Annotated in this window: 23 protein-coding genes; 13 read left to right on the plus strand and 10 right to left on the minus strand. The window is 65.7% G+C overall.

The window, feature by feature from the left end; all coding sequences use genetic code 11:
* Positions 1-3: 3 nt before the first annotated feature.
* Positions 4-678 (plus strand): methyltransferase domain-containing protein, encoded by a 675-nt coding sequence (locus ACQY46_RS22365; RefSeq protein WP_428698162.1) that lies wholly within the window; start codon positions 4-6, stop codon positions 676-678.
* A gap of 19 nt (positions 679-697) precedes the next feature.
* Here ACQY46_RS22365 and ACQY46_RS22370 read toward each other — a convergent pair whose 3' ends face one another.
* The 3 genes from ACQY46_RS22370 to ACQY46_RS22380 all read right to left on the minus strand — a co-directional run bounded on the left by ACQY46_RS22370 (position 698) and on the right by ACQY46_RS22380 (position 3,085).
* Positions 698-1,552, minus strand: coding sequence for a shikimate dehydrogenase family protein (locus ACQY46_RS22370; RefSeq protein ID WP_428698163.1), 855 nt, complete (start codon positions 1,550-1,552; stop codon positions 698-700).
* A 122-nt stretch (positions 1,553-1,674) separates the two neighbouring features.
* On the minus strand, positions 1,675-2,361 hold the full coding sequence (locus ACQY46_RS22375) for a GntR family transcriptional regulator (protein ID WP_428698164.1): 687 nt from the start codon (positions 2,359-2,361) through the stop codon (positions 1,675-1,677).
* Positions 2,362-2,398: 37 nt separating this feature from the next.
* Positions 2,399-3,085, minus strand: a complete 687-nt coding sequence (locus ACQY46_RS22380) for a GntR family transcriptional regulator (protein WP_428698165.1) — start codon at positions 3,083-3,085, stop codon at positions 2,399-2,401.
* Between the two features lie 194 nt (positions 3,086-3,279).
* On the opposite strand from ACQY46_RS22380, the gene dctP reads away from it, so the two are divergent.
* The 4 genes from dctP to ACQY46_RS22400 all read left to right on the plus strand — a co-directional run bounded on the left by dctP (position 3,280) and on the right by ACQY46_RS22400 (position 6,618).
* On the plus strand, positions 3,280-4,266 hold the full coding sequence (dctP, locus tag ACQY46_RS22385) for a TRAP transporter substrate-binding protein DctP (RefSeq protein ID WP_428698166.1): 987 nt from the start codon (positions 3,280-3,282) through the stop codon (positions 4,264-4,266).
* Positions 4,267-4,362: 96 nt separating this feature from the next.
* Complete coding sequence (locus ACQY46_RS22390; RefSeq protein WP_428698167.1) at positions 4,363-4,866, plus strand: TRAP transporter small permease; 504 nt, start codon at positions 4,363-4,365, stop codon at positions 4,864-4,866.
* Positions 4,863-6,158 (plus strand): TRAP transporter large permease, encoded by a 1,296-nt coding sequence (locus ACQY46_RS22395; RefSeq protein WP_428698168.1) that lies wholly within the window; start codon positions 4,863-4,865, stop codon positions 6,156-6,158. Before ACQY46_RS22390 ends, ACQY46_RS22395 begins: the two co-directional genes overlap by 4 nt.
* A 4-nt stretch (positions 6,159-6,162) precedes the next feature.
* Positions 6,163-6,618 carry a type II 3-dehydroquinate dehydratase gene (locus ACQY46_RS22400; RefSeq protein WP_428698169.1) on the plus strand — a complete coding sequence of 152 codons (456 nt, stop codon included), beginning with the start codon at positions 6,163-6,165 and terminating at the stop codon, positions 6,616-6,618.
* 10 nt (positions 6,619-6,628) lie between these two features.
* Here the strand turns inward: ACQY46_RS22400 and ACQY46_RS22405 are convergent, their stop codons facing one another.
* The 7 genes from ACQY46_RS22405 to ACQY46_RS22435 form a co-directional block, all read right to left on the minus strand.
* Positions 6,629-7,249, minus strand: coding sequence for a hypothetical protein (locus ACQY46_RS22405; protein ID WP_428698170.1), 621 nt, complete (start codon positions 7,247-7,249; stop codon positions 6,629-6,631).
* A 7-nt stretch (positions 7,250-7,256) separates the two neighbouring features.
* Positions 7,257-7,949 (minus strand): hypothetical protein, encoded by a 693-nt coding sequence (locus ACQY46_RS22410; RefSeq protein ID WP_428698171.1) that lies wholly within the window; start codon positions 7,947-7,949, stop codon positions 7,257-7,259.
* 68 nt (positions 7,950-8,017) lie between these two features.
* Positions 8,018-8,965 (minus strand): carbohydrate kinase family protein, encoded by a 948-nt coding sequence (locus ACQY46_RS22415; RefSeq protein ID WP_428698172.1) that lies wholly within the window; start codon positions 8,963-8,965, stop codon positions 8,018-8,020.
* On the minus strand, positions 8,962-10,017 hold the full coding sequence (locus ACQY46_RS22420; RefSeq protein ID WP_428698173.1) for an ABC transporter ATP-binding protein: 1,056 nt from the start codon (positions 10,015-10,017) through the stop codon (positions 8,962-8,964). The genes ACQY46_RS22415 and ACQY46_RS22420 overlap by 4 nt, the downstream gene beginning before the upstream one ends.
* A gap of 4 nt (positions 10,018-10,021) precedes the next feature.
* Positions 10,022-10,864: a carbohydrate ABC transporter permease gene (locus ACQY46_RS22425; RefSeq protein WP_428698174.1), complete on the minus strand. Its 843-nt coding sequence runs from the start codon at positions 10,862-10,864 to the stop codon at positions 10,022-10,024.
* 3 nt (positions 10,865-10,867) lie between these two features.
* Positions 10,868-11,809, minus strand: a complete 942-nt coding sequence (locus tag ACQY46_RS22430) for a carbohydrate ABC transporter permease (RefSeq protein WP_428698175.1) — start codon at positions 11,807-11,809, stop codon at positions 10,868-10,870.
* Positions 11,810-12,011: 202 nt separating this feature from the next.
* On the minus strand, positions 12,012-13,562 hold the full coding sequence (locus tag ACQY46_RS22435; protein WP_428698176.1) for an extracellular solute-binding protein: 1,551 nt from the start codon (positions 13,560-13,562) through the stop codon (positions 12,012-12,014).
* A 315-nt stretch (positions 13,563-13,877) separates the two neighbouring features.
* On the opposite strand from ACQY46_RS22435, the gene ACQY46_RS22440 reads away from it, so the two are divergent.
* The 8 genes from ACQY46_RS22440 to ACQY46_RS22475 all read left to right on the plus strand — a co-directional run bounded on the left by ACQY46_RS22440 (position 13,878) and on the right by ACQY46_RS22475 (position 22,795).
* The gene (locus tag ACQY46_RS22440; protein ID WP_428698177.1) at positions 13,878-15,221 is read left to right on the plus strand and encodes an NAD(P)H-dependent oxidoreductase; all 1,344 of its coding nucleotides are present in this window, start codon (positions 13,878-13,880) and stop codon (positions 15,219-15,221) included.
* Entirely contained in the window at positions 15,214-16,224 is a 1,011-nt protein-coding gene (locus ACQY46_RS22445) for a thiamine pyrophosphate-dependent dehydrogenase E1 component subunit alpha (protein WP_428698178.1), read from the plus strand. The genes ACQY46_RS22440 and ACQY46_RS22445 overlap by 8 nt, the downstream gene beginning before the upstream one ends.
* A complete protein-coding gene (locus ACQY46_RS22450; RefSeq protein ID WP_428698179.1) occupies positions 16,221-17,249 on the plus strand; it encodes an alpha-ketoacid dehydrogenase subunit beta in 1,029 nt (342 codons plus the stop codon). Before ACQY46_RS22445 ends, ACQY46_RS22450 begins: the two co-directional genes overlap by 4 nt.
* A gap of 1 nt (position 17,250) precedes the next feature.
* Positions 17,251-18,612 (plus strand): acetoin dehydrogenase dihydrolipoyllysine-residue acetyltransferase subunit, encoded by a 1,362-nt coding sequence (locus tag ACQY46_RS22455; RefSeq protein ID WP_428698180.1) that lies wholly within the window; start codon positions 17,251-17,253, stop codon positions 18,610-18,612.
* A gap of 55 nt (positions 18,613-18,667) precedes the next feature.
* Complete coding sequence (locus tag ACQY46_RS22460) at positions 18,668-19,663, plus strand: sugar-binding transcriptional regulator (RefSeq protein WP_428698181.1); 996 nt, start codon at positions 18,668-18,670, stop codon at positions 19,661-19,663.
* A 120-nt stretch (positions 19,664-19,783) separates the two neighbouring features.
* Positions 19,784-20,884, plus strand: coding sequence for a LacI family DNA-binding transcriptional regulator (locus ACQY46_RS22465; RefSeq protein WP_428698182.1), 1,101 nt, complete (start codon positions 19,784-19,786; stop codon positions 20,882-20,884).
* Between the two features lie 34 nt (positions 20,885-20,918).
* Positions 20,919-21,914 (plus strand): ABC transporter substrate-binding protein, encoded by a 996-nt coding sequence (locus ACQY46_RS22470; RefSeq protein ID WP_428698183.1) that lies wholly within the window; start codon positions 20,919-20,921, stop codon positions 21,912-21,914.
* A gap of 77 nt (positions 21,915-21,991) precedes the next feature.
* The gene (locus ACQY46_RS22475) at positions 21,992-22,795 is read left to right on the plus strand and encodes an ABC transporter permease (RefSeq protein WP_428698184.1); all 804 of its coding nucleotides are present in this window, start codon (positions 21,992-21,994) and stop codon (positions 22,793-22,795) included.
* Positions 22,796-22,798 lie beyond the last annotated feature (3 nt).

The raw sequence follows: 22,798 nt of genomic DNA on the forward strand, positions 1-22,798 counted from the left end.
ATCATGCAGACACCCGAGCGCATCCTCGCCATCCTGGCCGATGCCGGCGCGCGCACCGTCGCGGATATCGGCTGCGGCAGCGGAGCCCTCTCGCGTGTGCTCGCCGCCCACGGCCACACGGTGACCGGCATCGATCCCGATGCGGACGCCGTTTCCCGCGCCCGCGAGAGCGTACCGGATGCACGGTTCGAACAGGCAACGGCCGAGGCATTGCCCTTCACCGATGCCAGCCTCGATGCGGCGGTCTTTCTCAATGCCCTGCACCATGTGCCCGTGCCCTTGATGCGCCAGGCTCTTGCCGAAGTCCGGCGGGTGCTGCGCCCGGGCGGCACGCTGATCGTCGTCGAGCCGCTGGCGGAAGGCTCCTTCTTCGAGGTGATGCGCCCGGTCGAGGACGAGACCGCCATCCGCCGCGAGGCGCTCGTCGCGCTTCGCGCCGACATGGCGGAAGGGCATTGGTCGCGGATCGACGAACAGCAGTATGACCGCTTCACCGATTTCGCCTCGGTCGACGACTTCATCGACTATCTGGTGGCGGTCGATCCGGCGCGCCGCGCGATCGCCGGGGCGCTGCGGAAGGAGCTCGACGCCCTGCTGAAGGAACGCGCCACGCCCGCCGAAAACGGGTTCCGCCTGACGCAGCCGATGCTCCTGGTCGCCGTTTCTCCTGAACGGTGAACGGAGGACGGGCCGTGTCCTATCCTTGCCGCGCTCCCTCGCGCATGTCGCCGGAAAGCGCCCGCTGCAGGGCGCCTGCATCGACGTCGATGCCGGTGAAATGGCGGAAGGCGTCGACGCCCTGGTGGAAGAACAGGTCGTAGCCGCTCAGGGTCCGGGCCCCGACCTCGTCCGCCTGCTGCAGGAACTGGGTGTCTACGGGGGTATAGACCGCGTCAAAGGCCCAGGCGGCGCCACGCATCTGCGGCAAGGTCATTGCGCTTCCCGGATGGCCGATCATGCCGAGCGGGGTGCAGTTGACGAGACCGTCGATGCTCCCCGCCGCTTCATTCATCGAGGTGCATGAGACCACGGGCATGGCGATGCCGGCGGCGGCGAGAGCCTTCGCCAGTCCTTGCACCCGCCCCGGATCCCTGTCGTAGACACGCAGTTCCACCGCCCCGAGGCCGGCCAGCGCGAAGGCGACGGCCTTGCCGACACCGCCTGCGCCCGCCATCGCGACCCTGCCCGGCGTCTCGCCGGGGAAGCGGGCGCGGAAGGCCGCGATAAAGCCGGAATAGTCGGTGTTGTGCCCTTCCGGCCGGGGTGAGGAAAACAGGACCGTGTTGCAGGCCCGGATTCCCGCGATCAGCGGGTCGGGCATGTCGAGGCGCGGCACCACCTGCTCCTTGTAGGGATAGGTGACATTGATGCCGCGAAACCCTTCGGCCGTGCACCGGTCGAAGACGGCGTCGAAATCCAGACCCAGGTCCCGGGGGATCAGCCGCTCATAGGAAACATCGATGCCGCTCAGCCGCCCGGCCTCGAAATGAAGCCTGGGTGACTGCGACCGGGTGATGTTGTCGCCGATCAGGCCGAGCCGCACGCGGGCCATCTGCACACTTCCTGCTGGTTCAACGATAGTGTGCCACAGGGTAGTGAGCGGCCCGAAATTCCGCAACACACATTTTTTGTTTCGTCATATGTTTTCAAAAACATCATTCAAAAATACAGCCATCACCTGATCGTTCCGGTCGCCAGGGCGTGCTCGACGCCGCCCTCGATATGACGCACCAGAACCTTGCGGGCGCGCCCTGCATCGCGCGCCAGCGCGCAATCATGCAAGGTCCGGTGCTCGTCGGCGGCAATGTCTCCTCGGAAAGAAAGGGCGATCATCTGGTAACGCAGATACTTGTCGAAGACAGCGGCGTGGGTGTCCATCAGGACCCGCGAGCCGCAGGCCGAGATCAGCGCCTGATGGAACTCCCAGTCGTAACGCTTCCACAGCTCGGTTTCGCTGCGATCGCCCTCGCGCATGCGCCGCTCCAGCGTCGCCAGCTTGTGATGGGCCGAAACGACGCGGCCCTCCCACTCGATATCGCCCGCCTCGAAGGACTGCTCCAGCGCATGGATTTCCAGCAGCGTTCGCAGGGCCGCGATTTCACGAAGGTTTTCAACGGAGACCGGCGCAACCTCGAAGCCGCGCTGCCCCTCCGCCACCACCAGCCCCTCCGACGAGAGCCGGTTCAGGATCTCGCGCAGCGTGCTGATGCTGGCCTCGTACGTGTCCCGCAGCTTCTCGAGCCTCAGCTTCTGCCCGGGCTCGAGGCGACCAAAGACGATGTCCGTCCTGATCCGACGATAAGCGTTTTCTCCGATCGTGGCGGGTGCGGTCTCGTTGGCGGCGTGTTCGTCGGTTTTCATGGCCAAGTGATACTGTCGGCGAGACCCCGAAGCAACGCTAATCCCCGCAAGGCCCGGCCAGTCGCCCGGCCTGCATCGCATGGTCGACGCAGGCCTCGACATGCGCGTGCAGGATTGCGGAGGCGCGATCCGCATCGCGCGCCAGCGCCGTGTCGCGCAGCTGCCGGTGCTCCTCGCAAGCCACCTCGCCCCGAAAGATCACCGCGATCACCTGATAGCGCAGGTAGTGATCGAGCACCTGCGCGTGGACGTCCATCAGGGCCTGCGAGCCGCAGGCGGAAATCAGCGCCTTGTGGAATTCCAGGTCATAGCGTTTCCAGTCCTGCGCTATCCCGCGCTCGCCCGAGAGCATCCGCCGCTCCAGCCGGGCGAGCTTGTGGTGCGCACAAACGACATCGGCTTCCCAGTCGACATCGCCCCGGCGAAAGGACTCCCGGATCGCATGGCTCTCCAGGAGCTGCCGCATGCCGGCGATTTCCCGGAAATTCTGCACGGAAACGGGGGAGACCCCGAAGCCTTTCTGCCCCTCGGCGACCACCAGCCCCTCCGACGACAGGCGATAGAGGATCTCCCGCAGGGTGCTGGTGCTGGCCCCGTAGGGGCCGCGCAACCGTTCGGGTCGCAAACGGGCACCCGGCCGCAGGGCGCCGAACAGGATGTCGTGGCGAATGCGCCGATAGGCCGTTTCGCCCGCGGTGTCGCCCGCTACCCCGGCTGCCGGCATTCGTCCTGCCTCCTCTTGCTCGCCCCGCCTGCCCCGTCCCCGGGTGCACGGCGCTTCGGATTAAATGACATAACTCATAATATAGGATATTTTTTCTAATGCCTATTGATCCGTCATCTGTCTAGTGGCATGAGTCCGGGGAGGCAGGCTTCCGCACAGGAGCCGTCGCGTCATGTTGGTAAGGGAGGACTATCATGAAGATTTTCACCAGACGGGCACTGATGGCGGCGGGTGCCGTCCTGTTCGCCGCGGGCCTTGCCGTCCCGGCGGCGGCCCAGGACAAGGTCCAGATCCGCTTCTCGGCGGTGTTCTCGGAAAAGGACATCCGCGCCGAGATGATGAAGAAGTTCGCCGAAGGGATTGGCGGCGACTTCGACTATCAAGGCTATTATGGCGGGACCCTGTTCAAGCAGGGCACCGAGCTTGTCGCCCTGCAGCGCGGCAACCTGGAGATGGGCAACATCGCCCCGCAGGATGTCTCCAACCAGATCCCGGCCTGGTCGGTGCTGACATCGGCCTACCTGTTCCGCGACGCGGAGCACCTCGCCACCTTCTTCCGCAGCGATGTCGGCAAGGAAATGACGGCGCTCGTCGAGGAGCAGCTCGGCGTCAAGGTCCTCGGCCCGACCTATTTCGGCTCGCGCCAGGTCGGCCTCAGGATCGACAAGAAGATCACGACGCCCGCAGACCTTGCCGGCGTCAAGCTGCGCATGCCCGGCGGCGACGCCTGGCAGTTTCTCGGCACGGCGCTTGGCGCCAACCCGGTGCCGCTCGCCTATGCCGAGGTCTACACGGCCCTGCAGACGGGCGCCATCGACGGCCAGGACAACCCCTTCCCCAACGTCCAGAACATGAAGTTCTACGAGGTGATGAAGCAGATCGTTCAGACCTCGCATCTGGTCGGCTACGATCTCCTGACCATCTCGCTCCCCACCTGGAACAAGCTGTCGGCAGAGCAGCAGCAGAAGGTCCAGGAGGCCGCCGACGCGGCGATTGCCTGGAGCACGGAACAGCACCTGAAGCGGGAAAGCGAACTCGCCGCCTTCTTCAAGGAGCAGGGGCTGGAGATCTACAAGCCGGATGTCGATGCGTTCCGCGCCCACGCCCAGAAGCTCTATCTGGGGTCGGATCTTGCAAAGGACTGGCCGGAAGGCATCGTCGAGCGCATCAACGCGCTGTGACGCGGTGACGCCGGGATTGTGACCCGCCCGCGTGCGGGTCACACTCTCCCTCTGGCGGCGCGCCGGTCGCGCCCGATACCCCTCCCGGAGGTCGACATGCGGCTGAAACGCGTGGCGCGGTTCTTCCATCGGCGCGCTGAGAACATCCTGGCCCTGATGCTGGCCGTCATGTTCCTCGCCTTCATCACCCAGATCGCCTTCCGCTACCTGCTCAACCTGCCGGTCGGCTGGGCCTCGGAGCTGACCGTCGTCATGTGGCTGTGGCTGGTCCTGTGGGGCGCCGCCTTCGTTCTGCGCGAGGACGAGGAAATCCGCTTCGATCTCGTCTACAGCTCGGTCAGGGGGCGGGCCCGCAGGATCATGACGATCATTGGCGCGCTGGCGCTGCTGGCGCTCTACCTGCTGTCGATGCCGGCGGCCTATGACTACGTCACTTTCATGAAAGTGCAGTCCACCGCCTACATGAAGATCCGCTTCGACCACCTCTTCTCGATCTATCTCGTCTTCGCCGTCGCCGTGATCTGCCGGTATCTGTGGATCCTCGCCAGCGCGGTTGCCGGACGCGACGGCCTCCAGGACGACACGCGGGAGCGGACATGATCGACCCCTTCGCCCTGTGCATCGTCACGATCCTCGTCCTCGCCCTGCTCGGCCTGCCGATCGGCCATGCGATGATCGCCGCTTCGATCCTCTATCTCTACCTGGCCGGCCTCGACATGGGCACGGCGGCCGAGCAATTGCTCAACGGCATGTATTCCAGCTACATCCTGCTGGCCGTGCCGCTTTTCATCCTCTCGGCCGAGATCATGAATTCCGGCTCCATGACGACCCGCCTCCTCGGTTTCTGCAACGCGCTGGTCGGCCGTTTTCGCGGCGGGCTGGCCCAGGTCAATGTCGTCCAGTCGATCATCTTCGCCGGCATGTCCGGCTCGGCCATCGCCGATGCTGCCGGCACCGGCAAGATGATGCAGAAGATGATGACCGACGGCGGTCGCTACCCGGCAAGCTTCGCCGCCGCGCTGACCGCCGCCACCGCCGTGATCGGTCCGATCATCCCGCCGTCCATTCCCGTCGTCCTCTACGCGCTCGTCTCCGACGCCTCCATCGGCTACCTGTTCCTTGCCGGCATGCTCCCCGGCCTGCTGATGGGGCTGGCCCAGATGGGCATCGTCGTGTGGACCGCCCGCCAGCGCGATTTCCCGGTCGAGGCGCCGGTGCCGCTGCGCGAGATCCCGGGCATCACCTTGCGTGCGATCCCCGCACTGATGATGCCGGTCGTGCTGCTTGGCGGCATCTATTCCGGCATCACCACGCCGACCGAGGCCGCCGCCATCGCCGCCGCCTATGCCTTCCTGATCTCCGCCCTGCTCTACCGCACGGTCAGTCTCCGGGGCACCTATCGCTCGCTCCTGTCGAGCGCCCGCACCACCGCCTCCATCGGCATGCTGATCGCCGGCGCCCTCGTCTTCAACTATGTCATCACCATCGAGAACATCCCGCGCACCCTGTCCGTCTTCCTGCAAGGGATGGACCTCTCGCCGCTGATGTTCCTGCTGATCGTCAACGTCCTGCTGCTGGCGCTCGGCTGCCTGCTGGAAGGAACGACGATCATTCTCATCGTCCTGCCGGTGCTGATCCCCACCGCCGAGGCGCTTGGCGTCGACCTCGTCCATTTCGGCATCGTCTGCGTCGTCAACATCATGATCGGCCTGATCACGCCGCCCTACGGGCTGCTGCTGTTCATCATGACCAATATCGGCCAGGTGTCCCTGCGCGCCCTTGTCGGGGAGGTCCTGCCGTTCCTTTACGCCATGCTGGCGGCCCTGGCGGCCATCACCCTCTTCCCCGATTTCGTTCTCTTCCTTCCCCGCCTCTTCGGCTACCAGGGATGATCCGATGACCGCGCCGATCCATGTCCTCAACGGGCCCAATCTCAACCGCCTCGGCACCCGCGAGCCCGAAATCTACGGCACCACGACACTGATCGAGGTCGAGGCGATGTGCCGAAAGGCCGCCGGCGACACGCCGGTCGTCTTCCGCCAGTCGAACCGGGAATACGAGATCATCGACTGGGTGCACGAGGCGATCGACGCCCCGGCCGGCGGGATCGTCATCAATCCGGCCGCCTTCACCTTCACCTCCATCGCCATTCTGGATGCGCTGAAGATGTTCCCCGGCCCGATCGTGGAGCTGCACATCTCCAACATCCATCGGCGCGAGGACATCTACCACCGCTCGCTGGTCTCGAAGATCGCGACGGCCGTCATTGCGGGGCTCGGACCGCAAGGGTATCCGACGGCCATACGGGCGCTGAAGGAGCATATCGATGCGGGGCGCCAGGGCATCCCCTAGGGTCCCGACCCTAGCCCTTGTCGGAAAGTCGCGCCTGATAGAAGCTCGGCGCGATCTCGGTGATACGCCCGGACTGGAACAGGGCTGGCATCGTCCAGTCGGGCTCATCGCCGGCGAACGCGTTCAGGAACGCGATGGCCAGGTTCGGGTCTTCCCCGACATTCTCCCTGAACGACCACCAGGTCCGGATCTCGTCGAATTCCGGACTGGTCGCGCGCGCCTCGTCGAAATCCTGCTCCAGCACGGCCGAGCGCACATTCAGGCAGTAGGCGACATAGGCATAGCCCTCCGGCCAGTAATAGGCCGGGTTGGTCTTGTCCGCGTCCGTGGGCGAGGACACCACCGTGACGGGCTTTTTGCTCATGAGATTGCGCAGCATGAGTCCGGCCGCGAAGCCGACATAGGACTTCCGGTCGCGCGGATCCCGCGGCTTCTGCGCCTCGAAGTCGCGCAGCCACGCCATGAACACGTCCGCCAGCCGCTGCTCGTCGAGCGAGAACACGACCCCGGTCTCCCGCGAAATCTCGTCGAGCTGGCTGGAAAAGGAGCCGACGAACCATCGCAGGCGCCGGATGGCGCGGCGAATCGGCTGGCGATCCGCCTGGGGAACATCGAGTGCGGAACCGGTCATGGCGGCCTCAGATCACGCCCGCATGGCGGCGCAGGACGGGTGCCAGCGCGGCCGCGTCGGCAACGGCATTCCGGCGGGCGCTGTCGCCTGATGCCGCCGACGTATCCGGCTCGATGGCGCGTGCAACGGCAAGCGACAGGTCGAGCAGCCGCTCCTCCGTATCGGGCGCGACCGGCCGTTCGGCCATCAGCCAGAGGATGAGGCCGGTCACCGCGACATGGACCTGCATGCGCTCCTCGTCGCGGACAGCGCCTTCGACCCCCGGAGCCAGTCCGGCGACATGGTGGGATTCGAGAGCCAGCAGCAATTCGGCCGCGGCCACGTCCGCATCTCCGGCGGAGGCGCGCGCGGCAACCTGCGAAAAGACCAGCGCCGCCACCGTCTCGCTGACCAGAAGGCGCGCATCGCCGAGCGCCCGCGTCAGGGCATGGGCCGCGACATGGCCGAAATTCGCCGGATCGCAATCGCTATCCCAGGCCGCGATGTCGCGGGCCGCGCGCGCAACGTCCGCGCGCGAGGGGGCATTTTCCGCAAGATTGGCCGCATGGATCCCTTCGCCCGCATCGGCGACCGAACTCAGCAGCCGGCGAAGGCCCGCGGGAATGTGGCGCTTGGCCGGCTCCAGCCGCGAACGCGTGTCGGCCTCAAGCGCCATCGCGCCGCGCATGATATCGCGAAGCGGAAGGGCAAGGTCCTGCAATCTCGGGATTTTCGGCGCTGGCAACATGTCGCGAACTCTGAATGGCAGCCCGGGAACGGGTGACAAGATTAGGATATCAGCGGCGTCCTGTCCATGAACTGCAAGGTCTCCTCAAGCGAGCTCACCACCGCCTGCGAGCCCAGTCCCATGGCGTTCTGGGCGGAGCTTGCCTGCCCCAGCCGGACGCAATCCTCCACCGTTAGGCCAAGATGCAGGCCGGTGGCGAAGCCCGCGTTGAAACAGTCGCCGCAGCCACAGGTGCACACGACGTCTATCCGGTAGGCGGGAATGTCGATGCGCCGCCCCGAGCGGTCGCGATACATCGCCCCCTTCTCGCCCAGCGTCAGGATCACCGCGCCGGTGCCCTGGTCGAGCAGGAAGCTGGCGATATCCTCGAAATCCGTCATTCCCGACAGCGCCATCGCCTCTTCTTCGGAGGGCATGAAATAGTCGGTGTTACTGAGCAGCGGCGCGATCAGCGGCATGTCGTCCGGGGTCGAGGCGAACACGTCGAGCGTCGTCAGGCAGCCTTTCGCCTTCGCCGCCGCCATGATCTCCGCCGTCCGGCCCTTGTCCATCCGGTCCATCAGCCCGACGCCGCCGACATGGAAGATCTTCGTGTCGAGCACCCGGTCGACCTGCTCGTCGGTGACATAAAAGCCCGCCGTCGCCCCGCGCTTGTGCAGCGCCGGGCGCTGCCCGTTCGGCCGGGTGGTGACGATCGAGGAGGACGTGGTGAAGCCGCTGCAGCGCTCCATGTTGGCGACGTCGATGCCGAACCGCCCGAGCTTCGCCAGCACCCAGTCGCCCATGTCGTCCTCGCCGACGCCGCCCACCGCCTGGACCTTCAGCCCGTGCTTGGCGGCAACGATCGCGGCGCTGCCCGCCGCACCGGAGACGGCGATGGTGAACTCCTCGACGAAGGAGGTGTTGCCGCCGGACGGGATCTCGTTCACGGGCCGACACAGGCAGTCGAACGTGTAAAAGCCCATCGAGGTGTAGTCGAATGTGGTCATGCCTGCCGAATGCGTTGTCCGGTTTCACCATCGAAGAAATAGAGCCGATCGCGATCGAATGCGACCGTCTCGGTGACATCGAGTTCTGAGCGATAGTCGCGATCCGCCTTCACCTCGATGTTGAGGCCATCCGTGCGGATCGTCAGGTAGGTCATGTCGCCGGTCGGCTCGACGCCGAACACCTGCCCCGACAGATGCGCGCCCTCCGCCGTCACACGGCAGTCCTCCGGGCGCACCCCGAGCACGATCTCGCGCACGCCCGCAATGCCGATGCCGGCGATGTCGATGCCCGGCGCCGTGAACCGGCCGCCATCGACGCGCCCGCGGACAAGGTTCATCGGCGGCGAGCCGATGAAGCCGGCGACGAAGGTGTTGGCCGGATCGGAATAGATCTCGTCGGGCGTGCCGATCTGCTGGACGCGCCCGCCTTCCATGATCACGATCCGGTCGGCGAGCGTCATCGCCTCGATCTGGTCGTGCGTGACGTAGATCGTGGTGATCTTCAGCTGGCGCTGCAGGTGCTTGATCTGCACCCGCATCGCCTGGCGCAGCTTGGCGTCGAGATTGGAGAGCGGCTCGTCCATCAGGAAGACCTGCGGCTGGCGCACGATCGCCCGGGCGAGCGCCGCACGCTGGCGCTGGCCGCCGGAAAGCGCGCCCGGCTTGCGGTCGAGATAGTCGCCGAGTTCCACCATCCCGGCCGCCTGCCGGACGCGCGCGTCGTGTTCGGCCTTGGGCACGCCGCGCATACGCAGCGGGAAGCGGATGTTCTCGTAGATCGACATGTTCGGATAGAGCGCATAGCCCTGGAACACCATGGCAACGTCCCGGTCGCGCGCGTCGACGTCGTTCATCGCCTCGCCGTCCATCCGGATTTCGCCGTCGGAGGGATCTTCCAGCCCGGCGATCATGCGCATTGTCGTGGTCTTGCCGCAGCCCGAAGGGCCAAGGAACACGACGAGTTCCTCGTCGGCGATGTCGAGGTCGACATCGCGCACGCCCCACACGGAGCCCCACTTCTTCTGAATGCCAGTCAGTTCGATACGTGCCATGTCTCTATCCCTTGACCGCGCCCATCGTCAGGCCGCGCGAGAGGTGTTTCTGGATCGCCACAACGACCAGGAAGACCGGAATGAAGGCGAGGAAGGCGACCAGGGCGATCGCGTTGTAGATGACGCCGTCCGATCCGCCGGTGAAATTCGCCAGCGCCACCGACATGGTGTAGGCGCGCGACGTCGAAGCGATCAGCAGCGTGAACAGGAACTCGTTGATCGCGAAGATCGCGCCGATGACGCCGGCGGTGATGATGCCGGGCAGGATCGCGGGAATGATGATCTCCCACAGAATGCGCATGTCCGACGCACCGTCCGTGCGCGCGGCGTCTTCCAGCTCCTTCGGAATGTCGAGCATGTAGGAACGGATGATCCAGGTCACGACGCTCAGGTTGATTGCCGCATAGATCAGCATCAATGCCCAGATTGTGTCGAGCAGGCCGAGATTGCGGAACAGGAAAAAGATCGGGATCGCCACGATCGCCGGCGCCATCATCCGCGTCGACAGGATGTAGAAGCCGATGTCCTCGCGTCCGCGATAGGTGTAGCGGGCCAGCGAATAGGCCGCCGGAATGGCCAGCACCAGGTCGATCACCACCGATCCGATGATCGCCAGCACCGAGTTGCGCAGATAGGCCGCCATCGGCCAGTCCGACCAGATCATGTGCCAGGCATCGAGCGAGAATGTCGGCCAGTAGATCGGCTGCGGGGTGACGATCTCGGTGCGCGGGCGCAGGCCGATCGACAGGAACCACAAGACGGGCGCCAGGCAGAAAACCGCCCAGGCCGTGAGGATGAGATAACGGACGAGCAGGCTTTCGCCCCTGGAACCGCGTTGCGAGGCCATGGGTCAGGTCCTCCCCGAGCGAAAGGCGCGCTTCACCACGAGCTGCGCGACGACGATGGTGATCACCAGCATGATGACCGAGGCGGCGGAGGCATAGCCGAAGTTGAAGCTCTTGAAGCCCAGCCGGTAGATGAAATAGCTGATCGTCTCGGTTGCCCCGCCAGGGCCGCCCTTGGTGATGATGAAGACATTGGCGAACATGGTTGTGATGTCGATGCCGCGCAGGACCAGGGCGACCGCGATCACCGGCCGCATCAGGGGCAGCGAGATGTTCCAGAAGATCTGCCACCAGCTTGCCCCGTCGAGGCGCGCGGCCTCCTCCACTTCCTCGTCCTGACCCTGCAGCGCGGCAACGAAGATGATGAACAGGAACGGCGTCCACTGCCAGACATCGGCAAGGATCAGCGTTGCCCGCGACAGCCAGATCGAGGACGGTATCGCAAGGTTTTCGGAGATCAGCCCGACCCGCATCAGGAGATCGGAGATCACCCGGCCGTCGAGAAAGGCCAGCTTGTAGATGAAGGCGACCGCCGAGGGCATGAACAGCATCGGCACGAGGAAGGCGATGCGCCAGCCCTGCACCCACGGATCGCGATAGGCGAAATAGGCCAGCATCAGCGCGAAGAAGCATTCCAGCGCCAGTGCCAGAACCCCGATGACCAGCGTGTTCCACAGCGCCGCCCAGAACTCCCGGTCGGCGAACAGGTCCGCGTAATTCTCGAACCCGATCGGGGTCCAGGAGTTGAAGCGCACCAGGAAGAAGCTCTGGTAGACCGCATAGGCGCCCGGATAGAGGGTGATCATCAGCAGGTAGAGAACCGCCGGAGCCACGAGAAGATAGGGAAAGAGTGTCCGCATGCGCTTGCTGCGGCGCTTTCTTGCGACTGCCACGCGAACCGGGGTGACAAGAGCCACCCCGGAAGCCGGCAGGGTCGAATCGCTCATGGCGGGAACCTGCATTGCTATAAGTTTGACGGAGCGATCCAGTGTGGTGGATCTGAAATTCGCGGCCCTGGCTGCAGCAAGCCCGGGCGCGAATTCAGATCCGAAGATCACACTGGAAACATTGACTTGCCAGTCATCCTCTTGGGTTTCGAGGTTCGTTCCAGGCCTCTCATGGCGTGAAACGAACTCCGAATTCGGGTGACTAGAACGGAAGCGCCTTGCCCTCGCCGACATAAAGCCCCGGCGCGACCGCTGCATAGTCGACCGGCGGACGGCCGCCATAGAAGCCGTTGCGATCCATGATCTTGCGCACGGCGGCGGCGGCGTTGTCGAGCGCCTCCTTGCCCGCGACCTGGCCGACAAAGGCACGGTTCAGCTCATTGCCGATCGCCTGCTCCATCTCGAACATGCCAGGCAGGCGCGGCGCGCACCAGGCGTAGTCGAGAGACTTGCTCCACACCTCGGCCGGCTGGCTGACCTTCTGCAGGTCCGGGTTGGTCAGGACGGACCGGTAACCCGGCGCAACACCGTTCGCGTTGGCCTCGTTCATCGCCATGATCGACGAGGTCGTCAGGAAGGCGAGCATCAGGAAGGCGCCTTCCGGGTTCTGGCTCGATGCCGCGACGCAGGAGGTCGACCCGGCGATGTTGGGCGGCGCGAACCGGCCGCCGGCAATGCGCGGCTCGTAGATGGTGACGAAATCGCCGACGATCTGCGACTGGTCCGGGCGCATCGCCTGGGTGCCGCTGTCCTGCCAGCTGATGTTGGTGGCGACCTGCCCGCCGAGCCAGGCGGCCCGGTTCTCGCCCCAGCCGGCTGCGGCAAAGCCCTCGATGGCGTTCTTCGACAGTTCGAGAATGACCTCGAGACCCTTCTGCCCGGCATCGCCGTTGAAGACCGGCTCCCAGTTCTCGTCGAACAGCATCATGCCGGCCTGCGCGGCGACATGTTCCCACGTATAGGTCGACCAGAAGCCGCGCGCGCCGAGCAGGCCGACGCCGGAAACGCCCGGCTCCACCTTGTTGAGCTCGCCCGACAGGCGGATCAGTTCGTCATAGGTGGGCACCGAGTTCCAGGTGTCGATCGGCCCGCCGAGCACCTTCTCCACATAGCCCTTGCGCAGATGCACCATCTGCACGTCGCAATCGAAGGGGATGCCGTACATCTCGCCGTTGAAATAGCCGTAGTTCAGGCGATAGGTGTCATAGAAGTCGTCGAGCGGCAGCTTCCACTTGTCGGCATATTCCTGGAGCGGGGCAAGGAAGCCGGGCGCGGCGAAATCGCCGAGCCAGGGCGAGAAGAACTGCAGCGCATCGAAGCTCGCATTGCCGGAAATGAATTCGGCCAGCGCCTTGTCGTAGAAACTGTCGTCGGGGATGGGAACCAGCTCGACCTTGATGCCCGACAGCAGCTCGAAGGGAACGAGCCCCTCGGCGGCGGATTCCTGATCGGCCGCGCCGATCGCGAAACGGACCGTCGTGCCGGCCAGCTCCTTGCGCACCGCCTCCCAGTCGACGGTGCGGATCCAGTCGATCGCCGGATCCCAGAGCGGCGCATCGCCCATCTTGTAGAGTTCGCGGTAGTCGGCGCGCACATATTTGGGCACCGAGATGTCGGCCAGGACCTTCGCGGGATCGGGCAGATCGGACTGCGCGAAGGCCGGCAGGGCCACGCCGCCCAGCGACATTCCCATCGCGCCGGCGGCGGCACCGGTCTTCAGAAGCGACCGGCGTGAGATCAGTGTCTGTTGCATCACTTGTCTTTCCTCCCATTGGAATTCCCGCGGCCGGCCCTGAATCACCTCAGGTCGGCCGACTGTCGACGATGCTCCTCCTCGTGGCAAGATCAGCCACACCCCACATGAACATATGAGATTGCATAGACACTAATGTTCATTCCCCTCCCCCTGTCAAGACTGCAGATGGGCCGGGAAACAAGTTTTATAGCGATATAAAATTGCTGCATCGCACCATTCTCCGCACGATTGAATCGGAGAATGAACATATTGGTTGACCAATGAACGAAAGTTCTGTTTATACGAACCATCACATTTTCGAGGACACGCGTCATGACAAGCAATGTTGCGCCGACCGGCCTGGCAAGAGATCTCAAGCAACGCCAGGACGCGGGAAAGCCGGTCCGCATCGGCCTGATCGGCTGCGGCGAGATGGGCACAGACATCGTCACCCGCGCCGCCCTCATGGATGGCATCGACGTGGCCGCCATCGCCGATCTGACCCCGGAAGCCGCGCACAAGGCGGTCGGGATCGCCCGTGGCGAGACGGGACACTCGGCCGACTGCAGGTCGACCGACGACCTCAACGCACTGATCGAGCGCGGCCGCACGGCCATCGCCTCCGACGCGAGCCAGATCTTCGAAAGCGGGCTGATCGACGTCGTCATCGACGCGACCGGCGTCCCCTCCGTCGGCGCGGAATTGGGGCTTGCCGCCATGGAGCGCGGCAAGCACCTGGTGATGATGAATGTCGAGGCCGACGTCACCATCGGCGCCTTCCTGAAGGCGGAGGCCGAGCGCCTCGGCGTCGTCTATTCCCTCGGCGCCGGCGACGAGCCCTCCTCCTGCATGGAGCTGATCGAGTTCGTCTCCGCGATGGGGCACACGATCGTCTCAGCCGGCAAGGGCAAGAACAACCCGCTCAACATCGACGCCACCCCCGACGCCTATGCCGCCGAGGCGAAGGCCCGCAACATGAACGCGCGCATGCTGGTCGAGTTCGTCGACGGGTCCAAGACGATGGTGGAGATGGCTGCCATCGCCAACGCCACCGGCCTTGTCCCGGACAAGCCGGGCATGCACGGGCCCGCCGCCGGGCCGAGAGACCTGTCGAAGGTCCTGATCCCGCAGGACGATGGCGGCGTGCTGTCCGGCGCCGGCCGGGTCGACTATTCCGTCGGCGAGGGTCTCGCCCCCGGGGTCTTTGTCGTTGCCGAGATGCGTCATCCCCGTGTGTGGGAGCGCATGAGCGACCTGAAGATGGGCGAAGGCCCCTACTTCACCTTCATCCGCCCCTACCACCTCACCTCGCTCGAGGTTCCGCTGACCTGCGCCCGCGCCGTGCTCTACGGCAAGGCCGACATGGTTCCGCTCGACCGGCCGACGGCGGAGGTGGCGGCCGTCGCCAAGAAGGACCTCGCCCCCGGCGATCTCCTCGACCAGATCGGCGAATATTGCTACCGCGCCTGGATCATGGAGGCCGGGGAAGCACGCGCCGCCAAGGCAATCCCCTGCGGCCTGCTGACCGGCGCAAGGGTCACCGCGCCGATCCGCAAGGGCGAACTCGTCACCTACGCCAATGCCGAGATTCCGGCGAACTCCCGCATCGCCGCCTTGCGCGCGCGCCAGGACGAGATGTTGTTCGGGACCGCCGCCCGGGAGTTCGTCAATGCCTGACCTTCCGCCCGAGAACAAACCCTTCGCCATCACCCGCTACACGCCCGGGGAACTGAAGGCGGCCCTGCGCAAGATGTATCTGATCCGCAAGTTCGAGGAAGGCGCCGAGGAGAGCTACACGCGCGGCCTCATCCACGGCACCATGCACCTGTCGATCGGCCAGGAAGCCAGCGCCGTCGGCGCCTGCATGGCGCTTGGCGATGCCGACAAGATCACCTCCACCCATCGCGGTCACGGGCACTGCGTCGCCAAAGGCGCCGACGTGTCGCGGATGTTCGCCGAGTTCTTCGGCAAGGAAACCGGCTATTGCCGCGGCCGCGGCGGATCGATGCACATCGCCGACGTGGAAAAGGGCAACCTGGGCGCCAATGGCATCGTCGGCGGCGGCCTGCCGATCGCCGTCGGCGCGGCGCTGAGCGCCAAGCGCCTGGGCACCGGGGCTGTCACGGTCTGCTTTTTCGGCGACGGCGCCAACAACGAGGGTGCCTTCCACGAGGCCTTGAACATGGCGGCCGTCTGGAAACTGCCTGTCGTCTTCGTCTGCGAGAACAACAAGTACGGCATGTCGACCTCGACGGAGCGTTCGACCGCGGTCAGGCAGATCGCCACCCGCGCGGACGCCTATGCGATGCCCGGCGTGACCGTCGACGGCAACGACTTCTCCGCCGTCAGCGAGGCGATGGACGCGGCAATCGCCCGCGCCCGGGCCGGCGACGGACCGTCGCTGGTGGAATCCATGACCTATCGCTGGCGCGGCCACTCAAAGTCGGACCGCAACCGCTACCGCAGCAAGGAAGAAATCGCCGACTGGATGTCGCGCGACCCGATTGTCCGCATGGCCGACATGCTGGTCGAACACGGCATCGCATCGCGCGAGGAGATCGCCGGGCTCGAGGCCGGTGCCGACCGCGAGATCGCCGAGGCGATCGAGTTCGCCAAGGCCGGCGAGAACCCGAAAGTCGCCGAAGTCACACGCGACGTCTACACGGAAGCAGTGCAATGAACATGGATGCGGGAACCGCCGCCCGGCAGGGGCAGCAGACGCGCGAACTCTCCTATGCCGAAGCCATTCGCGAGGCGATGGACATCGCGCTGGCCGCCGACGAGCGCGTCGTGCTGATGGGCGAGGATATCGGCGTCTATGGCGGCGCGTTCCAGGTCACCGGCGATCTCGTCCACAAATACGGACCCGACCGGGTCATCGACACGCCGATCTCCGAACTGGGCGGGGCGGGCGTCGCCGTCGGCGCGGCGATGACCGGCCTGCGCCCGATCTTCGAGTTCCAGTTTTCCGACTTCGCCACCCTCGCCATGGAGCAGATCGTCAACCAGGCCGCCAAGGTGCGCTACATGCTGGGCGGCGCCGTCTCCGTGCCGGTGGTGATGCGCATGCCGGCGGGCTCGGGAACCGGTGCCGCCGCCCAGCACAGCCAGAGCCTGGAAGCGTGGTTCGCCCATGTCCCGGGACTGAAGGTGGTGCAACCCTCGACGCCGGAAGATGCCAAGGGGCTGCTCCTCGCCGCCCTTGAGGATCCCGATCCGGTGCTGATCTTCGAGCACAAGATCCTCTACAAGATGAAGGGCGAGGTGCCGGAGGGGCATTACCTGACCCCGATCGGCAAGGCCGCGATCCGCCGGAAGGGCACCGATCTCACCATCGTCGCGACCTCCATCATGGTGCACAAGGCGCTGGAAGCGGCGCGCACGCTCGCCGAAGAGGGCATCGAGGCCGAGGTCATCGACCTGCGGACGATCCGCCCCATCGACCGGGACACGGTGCTGGGCAGCGTGCGCAAGACATCGCGGCTGCTCTGCGTTTACGAGGGCGTCAAGACGCTCGGCATCGGCGCGGAGATCAGCGCCATGGTTGCCGAAAGCGACGCCTTCGACTATCTCGACGCGCCGATCGTCCGCCTTGGCGGCGCCGAATGCCCGATCCCCTACAACCCCGATCTCGAACGGGCCGCCGTGCCCCAGGTGCCCGATATTCTCGAGGCCGCCCGCGCCCTTGCAGGGGAGCGCGTCTGAGATGCCGGTCGAAGTGATCATGCCGAAGGTCGACATGGACATGGCGAGCGGCCGTATCTCCGTGTGGCATGTGGAGGCCGGTGCCCGGGTGGAGAAATCCGAGGCGCTGTTCGACATCGAGACAGACAAGGCCGCCATGGAGGTGGAGAGCCCCGCCTCCGGCACCCTTCACCACGTGATCGCGGCGGCCGGCTCGGAAGTCGCGATCGGCCAGCCCGTCGCCTGGATCTACGCCGATGGCGAGGATGTCGGACCACGACCCGACGGCCTCGCCGGCGGATCGGATGACATCTCCGCCCCGAAAACTTCGGATCCCGACGAAGGAATGTCCGGCAAAGCGCGCCTTCCCGCCCCTTCCTCCCCGGAAGAGCCCGCAAAGCGGACTCCGGAGCCGGCGCCTTCGGGTGTCGGCTCCGCTCTCCCCGACCCGGCATCTCCCCGCGCAACGCCAAAGGCACGCAGGCTTGCACGGGACAACGGGCTGGAGATCGCGGCGGTCGGCGGCAACGGCCCGCGCGGCCGCATCCAGGCCGCGGACGTCGCACGCCATCTGGAAGCGCTCTCCCCGCCGGCGCCGGTGCAAGCCCTCCCCGTTCACTGGAGCCCGGAAGCCAGGCCGCTTTCGGTGTTGCGCACGGGAACGGGCGACAAGACCCCCTTCGTCCTGCTGCACGGCTTTGCCAGCGACGGCGCCAGCTGGGCTCCGCTCCTGGCAAACCTGCCGAAGGGGCATCCGGTCCACCGGATCGAGCTCCCCTCCCATGGCCGCTCGCCCCGGCGCAGGATCGCCTCCTTCGCCGAACTGGTGCGCGACATGCGGCAGGCCTTCGACGGGCTCGGTCTTGAGCAGGTGCATCTCGTCGGTCATTCGCTCGGCGGAGCCGTCGCGACCGCGCTGGCCGACACCCGCGCCCGCCGGATCGCCTCGCTGACGCTTCTCAACCCGGCCGGTCTGGGACCGGAGATCAACGGCCCGGCGCTTGCCGGCATCGCACGCGCGACCCGCGCCGAAAGCCTGGCTCCCTGGCTGAAACTGCTGCCGGCCGACGAGGAGACGATCACCTCGAACTATGTCCGCTCGGTCATGCTCACCCGTGCCGATCCCGCCCTGCGGGCCGCCCAGGCCGATCTCGCCGAGCACCTCTTTCCCGACGGGGTGCAGGCGTTTTCCATCGCCGCAGCACTTGACCGGATCGAGCTTCCGACCCGCATCGTCTGGGGCAAGCGAGACCGCATCATTCCCTGGTCGCACGCGCTCAGGGCACCCGGCCGGGTGTCGCTGAACCTCTTCGACAACGCCGGTCACCTGCCTCACATCGAGCTTGCCGGGCAGATTGGTATTTTGCTTGCCGACATGAAATGATAGCAGGATTGGCTCGCCGGACCGGCGGGCGATTCCATCCTTGCAGGAGTTGTGCGTGGCGGAAGTGCTGGGGAAACGGGGCGCGTCTGTCGTCGACAATCCGTCACAGTTGCCGAGCGATCCGAATCTGCAGCTGCGGATCCGCGCCGCCTGGATCTACTATATCGAGGGTCGCACCCAGAACGAGGTCGCCCAGACGCTCGGCGTCAACCGCGTCGCCGTCACACGGCTGCTGTCGGAGGCCAGGCGCCGCGGCGAGGTCGTGATCCGGATCAAGTCCAGCCTCGGTCCGATCGTCGAGTTGCAGCGCAAGCTGGAAAAGGCGTTCGGTTTCGACAAGGCGATCGTCGCCCCCTTTTCCGACCCGGCCGGCGACCCGACTCGCGTGATCGCGGCGACCGCCGGCGAACACGTCTCCTCGATCATGGCCAACAACATGACGGTCGGCGTCGGCTGGGGCCGCACCCTGCACGCAACGCTGTCCCATATCGAGGGCAAGCCGCTCGACAATGTCCGCATCGTTTCGCTGCTCGGCGGCATCGCCCAGGCGAAGCGCTTCAACCCGGCGGAATTCGCCTGGCAGTTCGCCGAGCTTTTCGACGCGGAGGGCTTTCTCGTTCCCGCACCGGCACTGGTCGACAGCCCTCAGACACGCCACGCGCTGCTGGAGCATTGCGGCCTCGACCAGATCCTGCAAATGGCCGAGGCGAGCGATGTCGCCCTCCTGTCCTGCGGCGGCATCGCCAGCCTGACGACCTCCTACCGGCTGGGCCACCTGTCGGAGGCGGAGCGAATGTCGCTGGCCGCGGCCGGCGCGGTCGGTGACGTGCTCTACAATTTCATCGACAGGGACGGGCGCCTTGTCGATCACGACGTCAACCGCCGCACCCTGGCGCTGCCCATCGACAGGCTGGCCCGCATCCGCAAGAAGGTGCTGATCTCCGGCGGCCCGGAAAAGCACGTGATCATGCGCGCCTGCATCAAGGCGCTGCAGCCGTCCACCCTGATCACCGACGAACAGACGGCGCTGGCCCTGATCGACGGCCGGTAGCCCAACTCCGCATATTTATCGATGTGACGGCACAGGCTTCATTAAACCGACATGCAATGCTAGTATTGAATTGGAAACGTTTCCAAAGCGGCTCCGATTTTCCAGTCTGGGAGGACTGCCTTGCTCCGTCGACCGACCATCAAGGACGTTGCACAGCGTGCCGGCTGCGGCATCGCGACGGTCAGCCGGGTCCTGAACGGCCAGGGCTCGTCCAGCGAGCAGACACGCAGCAAGGTGCTGGCCGCCGCCGACGCGCTCGGCTTCGAGTTCAACGACCTGGGCCGGTCGCTGCAGAGCAACAGCACCAGGACCATCGGCTGCATCGTCCCCTCGCTCGCCAATCCGGTCTTCGCCGAGGTCGTCCAGGCCGCCCAGGCCGAGGCCAACCGGGCCGGCTATCAGCTCATCCTGGCCTGTTCCGACTATGACGGCGGCCTGGAAACCAAGGCGATCCGCACGCTTCTGGCAAAACAGGTGGACGGGCTGATCGTCACGGTCGGGGATGCGCGGACAAGCGACGGGCTGGAGTTGATCCGCGCCAAGGGAACCCCGTGCTGCCTGGTCTACAACACGCCTCCCGACCCTCTTCGCAGCGACACCGTCCCCGGCGACACCGGCGACGGCCTCCCGGCCTGGACGGTCGACAATCGAGGCGCGGCGGACGCTGTCGCCGAGGGCTTCGCGAAGCAAGGCCATAGCTGCACCGGCTTCCTTGCGCTCGAGTTCGGCCGCTCGGACCGCTCGCGCGAGCGCTACGAGGGCTTCGTCGCCGCCTGCGCGCGGCTCGGCATGGCCCATCCGGTTCTGCTGGAGATCGAGGAGCAGGAAGGCCGCCTGCTTCACCTGCTTGGGACGATGCTCGCCGAGCACCGCGGCATCACGGGCATCTTCGCCTCCAACGACTATCTGGCGCTGGCGGCGATGAAGGCGGCACGGGACCTTGGCATGCAGGTGCCACGGGATCTCTCGATCGTCGGTTTCGACGGGATCGCCACGGGCCTGATGGTCGAGCCGAACCTGGCGACCGTGGTCACCGACCCGAAGGCCATGGGACGCGGCGCGGCACAAACCGTTCTGGCGCGACTTGCGGGTCTCGAACCGCCCGGTCGGCCCGACCCGGCGCACACTTTCAGTTTCCGGCAAGGCGGCAGTCTCGGGCCTCCGTCCGCCGGGAAGAGTGACGGCGGAGAAGCTGCAACTTCTCCACCGTCGGACCAGTAACCCGAGAACGAGTTTCCCCTCAGGAGTCACCGTCATGAAACATACACTTCTGGCTGTAGCCGTGACAATGGCAGCCGTTCTTCCGGCCAAGGCCGAAGACGCCATCTGCTACAACTGCCCGCCGCAATGGGCCGACTGGGCATCGATGCTGAAGGCGATCGACGAGAAGATCGACGTGCAGATGCCGCATGACAACAAGAATTCCGGCCAGACGCTGAGCCAGCTTCTGGCGGAAAGGGCAAGCCCCGTCGCCGATGTCGCCTATTACGGCGTCACCACCGGCATCAAGGCCGGCAACGAAGGCGTCGCCACGGCCTACAAGCCGAAGGGCTTCGACGACATTCCGGCCGGCCTCAAGGATCCGGAAGGCAAGTGGTTCGCCATCCACTACGGCACGCTCGGCTTTTTCGTCAATGTCGACGCCCTTGGCGGCACGCCGGTGCCGCAATGCTTCGCGGACCTGACCAAGCCGGAATATCGCGGCCTCGTCGGCTATCTCGACCCGTCCTCGGCCTTTGTCGGCTATGCCGGCGCCGTCGCGGCGAACCTTGCCTTCGGCGGCGACCTGTCGGACTTCGGTCCGGCGATCGAGTATTTCAACAAGCTCGCCGAGAACGACCCGATCGTCCCCAAGCAGACCTCTTTCGCCCGCGTCGTTTCCGGCGAGATCCCGATCCTCTTCGACTATGATTTCAACGCCTATCGCGGCAAATACGAGGAGGACGGCAATTTCGAGTTCGTCCTGCCCTGCGAAGGCTCGATCCGCGTGCCCTATGTCATGAGCCTCGTTGCCGGAGCCCCGCATGAGGAAACCGGCAAGAAGGTTCTCGACTTCATCCTCTCCGACGAAGGCCAGGCGATCTGGACCAACGCCTACCTGCAGCCGGCCCGCCCGGTCGCGCTGCCGGCGGAAGTCGCCGCCAAGTTCCTTCCCGCGAAGGATTACGAGCGCGCCGTCGCCGTCGACTATGCGGAGATGGAAAAGGCGCAGGCCGGCTTCGGCGAGCGCTACCTGAACGAAGTCAAGTAAGCCGACGCCCGCTTCACGCCGGTTGCGCCACGCGGCGCGGCCGGCGTGGACGGCGTTTGGCAACACGACGGCCCATCATGACAAATCGCAAGTTCGTTGCCCTCTGCCTGCTGCCTTTGGCCGTCTTCTCGATGGCCTTCCTCGCCCTGCCCATCGTCCGCCTCGTCCAGGCCTCGGGGGAAAGCGCCGAGGGCTGGGGCATCTATCTCCAGATCCTGCAAAAGCCGCGCTACCTGCAGACGCTGCTGCAGACCGTGCTGGTCTCGTTCGCGGTCAGCGTGACGGCGCTGGCGATCTCGACGACGGCCGGGCTGTTCCTCGCCCGCAACCGCTTCCCCGGGCGCGGCGCGCTGCTGTCGATCCTGACGCTGCCGCTCGCCTTTCCCGGCGTGGTGATTGGCTTTCTGATCATCCTGCTCGGCGGACGCCAGGGCCTGTTCAACACCCTGTTGCCCGGCCATGTCGTCTTCGCCTATTCGCTGACGGGCCTGTTCCTGGGGTATCTCTACTTCTCCATCCCCCGGGTGCTGCTCACCGTCATGGCGGCGACGGAGAAGCTCGATCCGTCCCTGGAGGAAGCAGCGCGAACGCTCGGCGCCTCGCCCTTTCGCATCGTCATCGATGTCATCCTGCCCGGCCTTGCCCCCTCGCTCGTCGCCGCCGGCGCGATCGCCTTCGCCACCGCCATGGGAGCCTTCGGCACCGCCTTCACGCTGGCGACCGACATCGATGTGCTGCCGATGGTGATCTACACCGAGTTCACCTTGTCGGCGAACATCGCCATGGCCTCGGCGCTCTCCGTCGTCCTCGGTCTCGCGACCTGGATCCTGCTTCTCGTCGCGCGCAGCTTCGCCGGCACAACCGTCGCCGCGGGAGGCTGATCC

This window comes from Stappia sp. (assembly GCF_965276915.1).
Classification (GTDB): Bacteria; Pseudomonadota; Alphaproteobacteria; order Rhizobiales; family Stappiaceae; genus Stappia.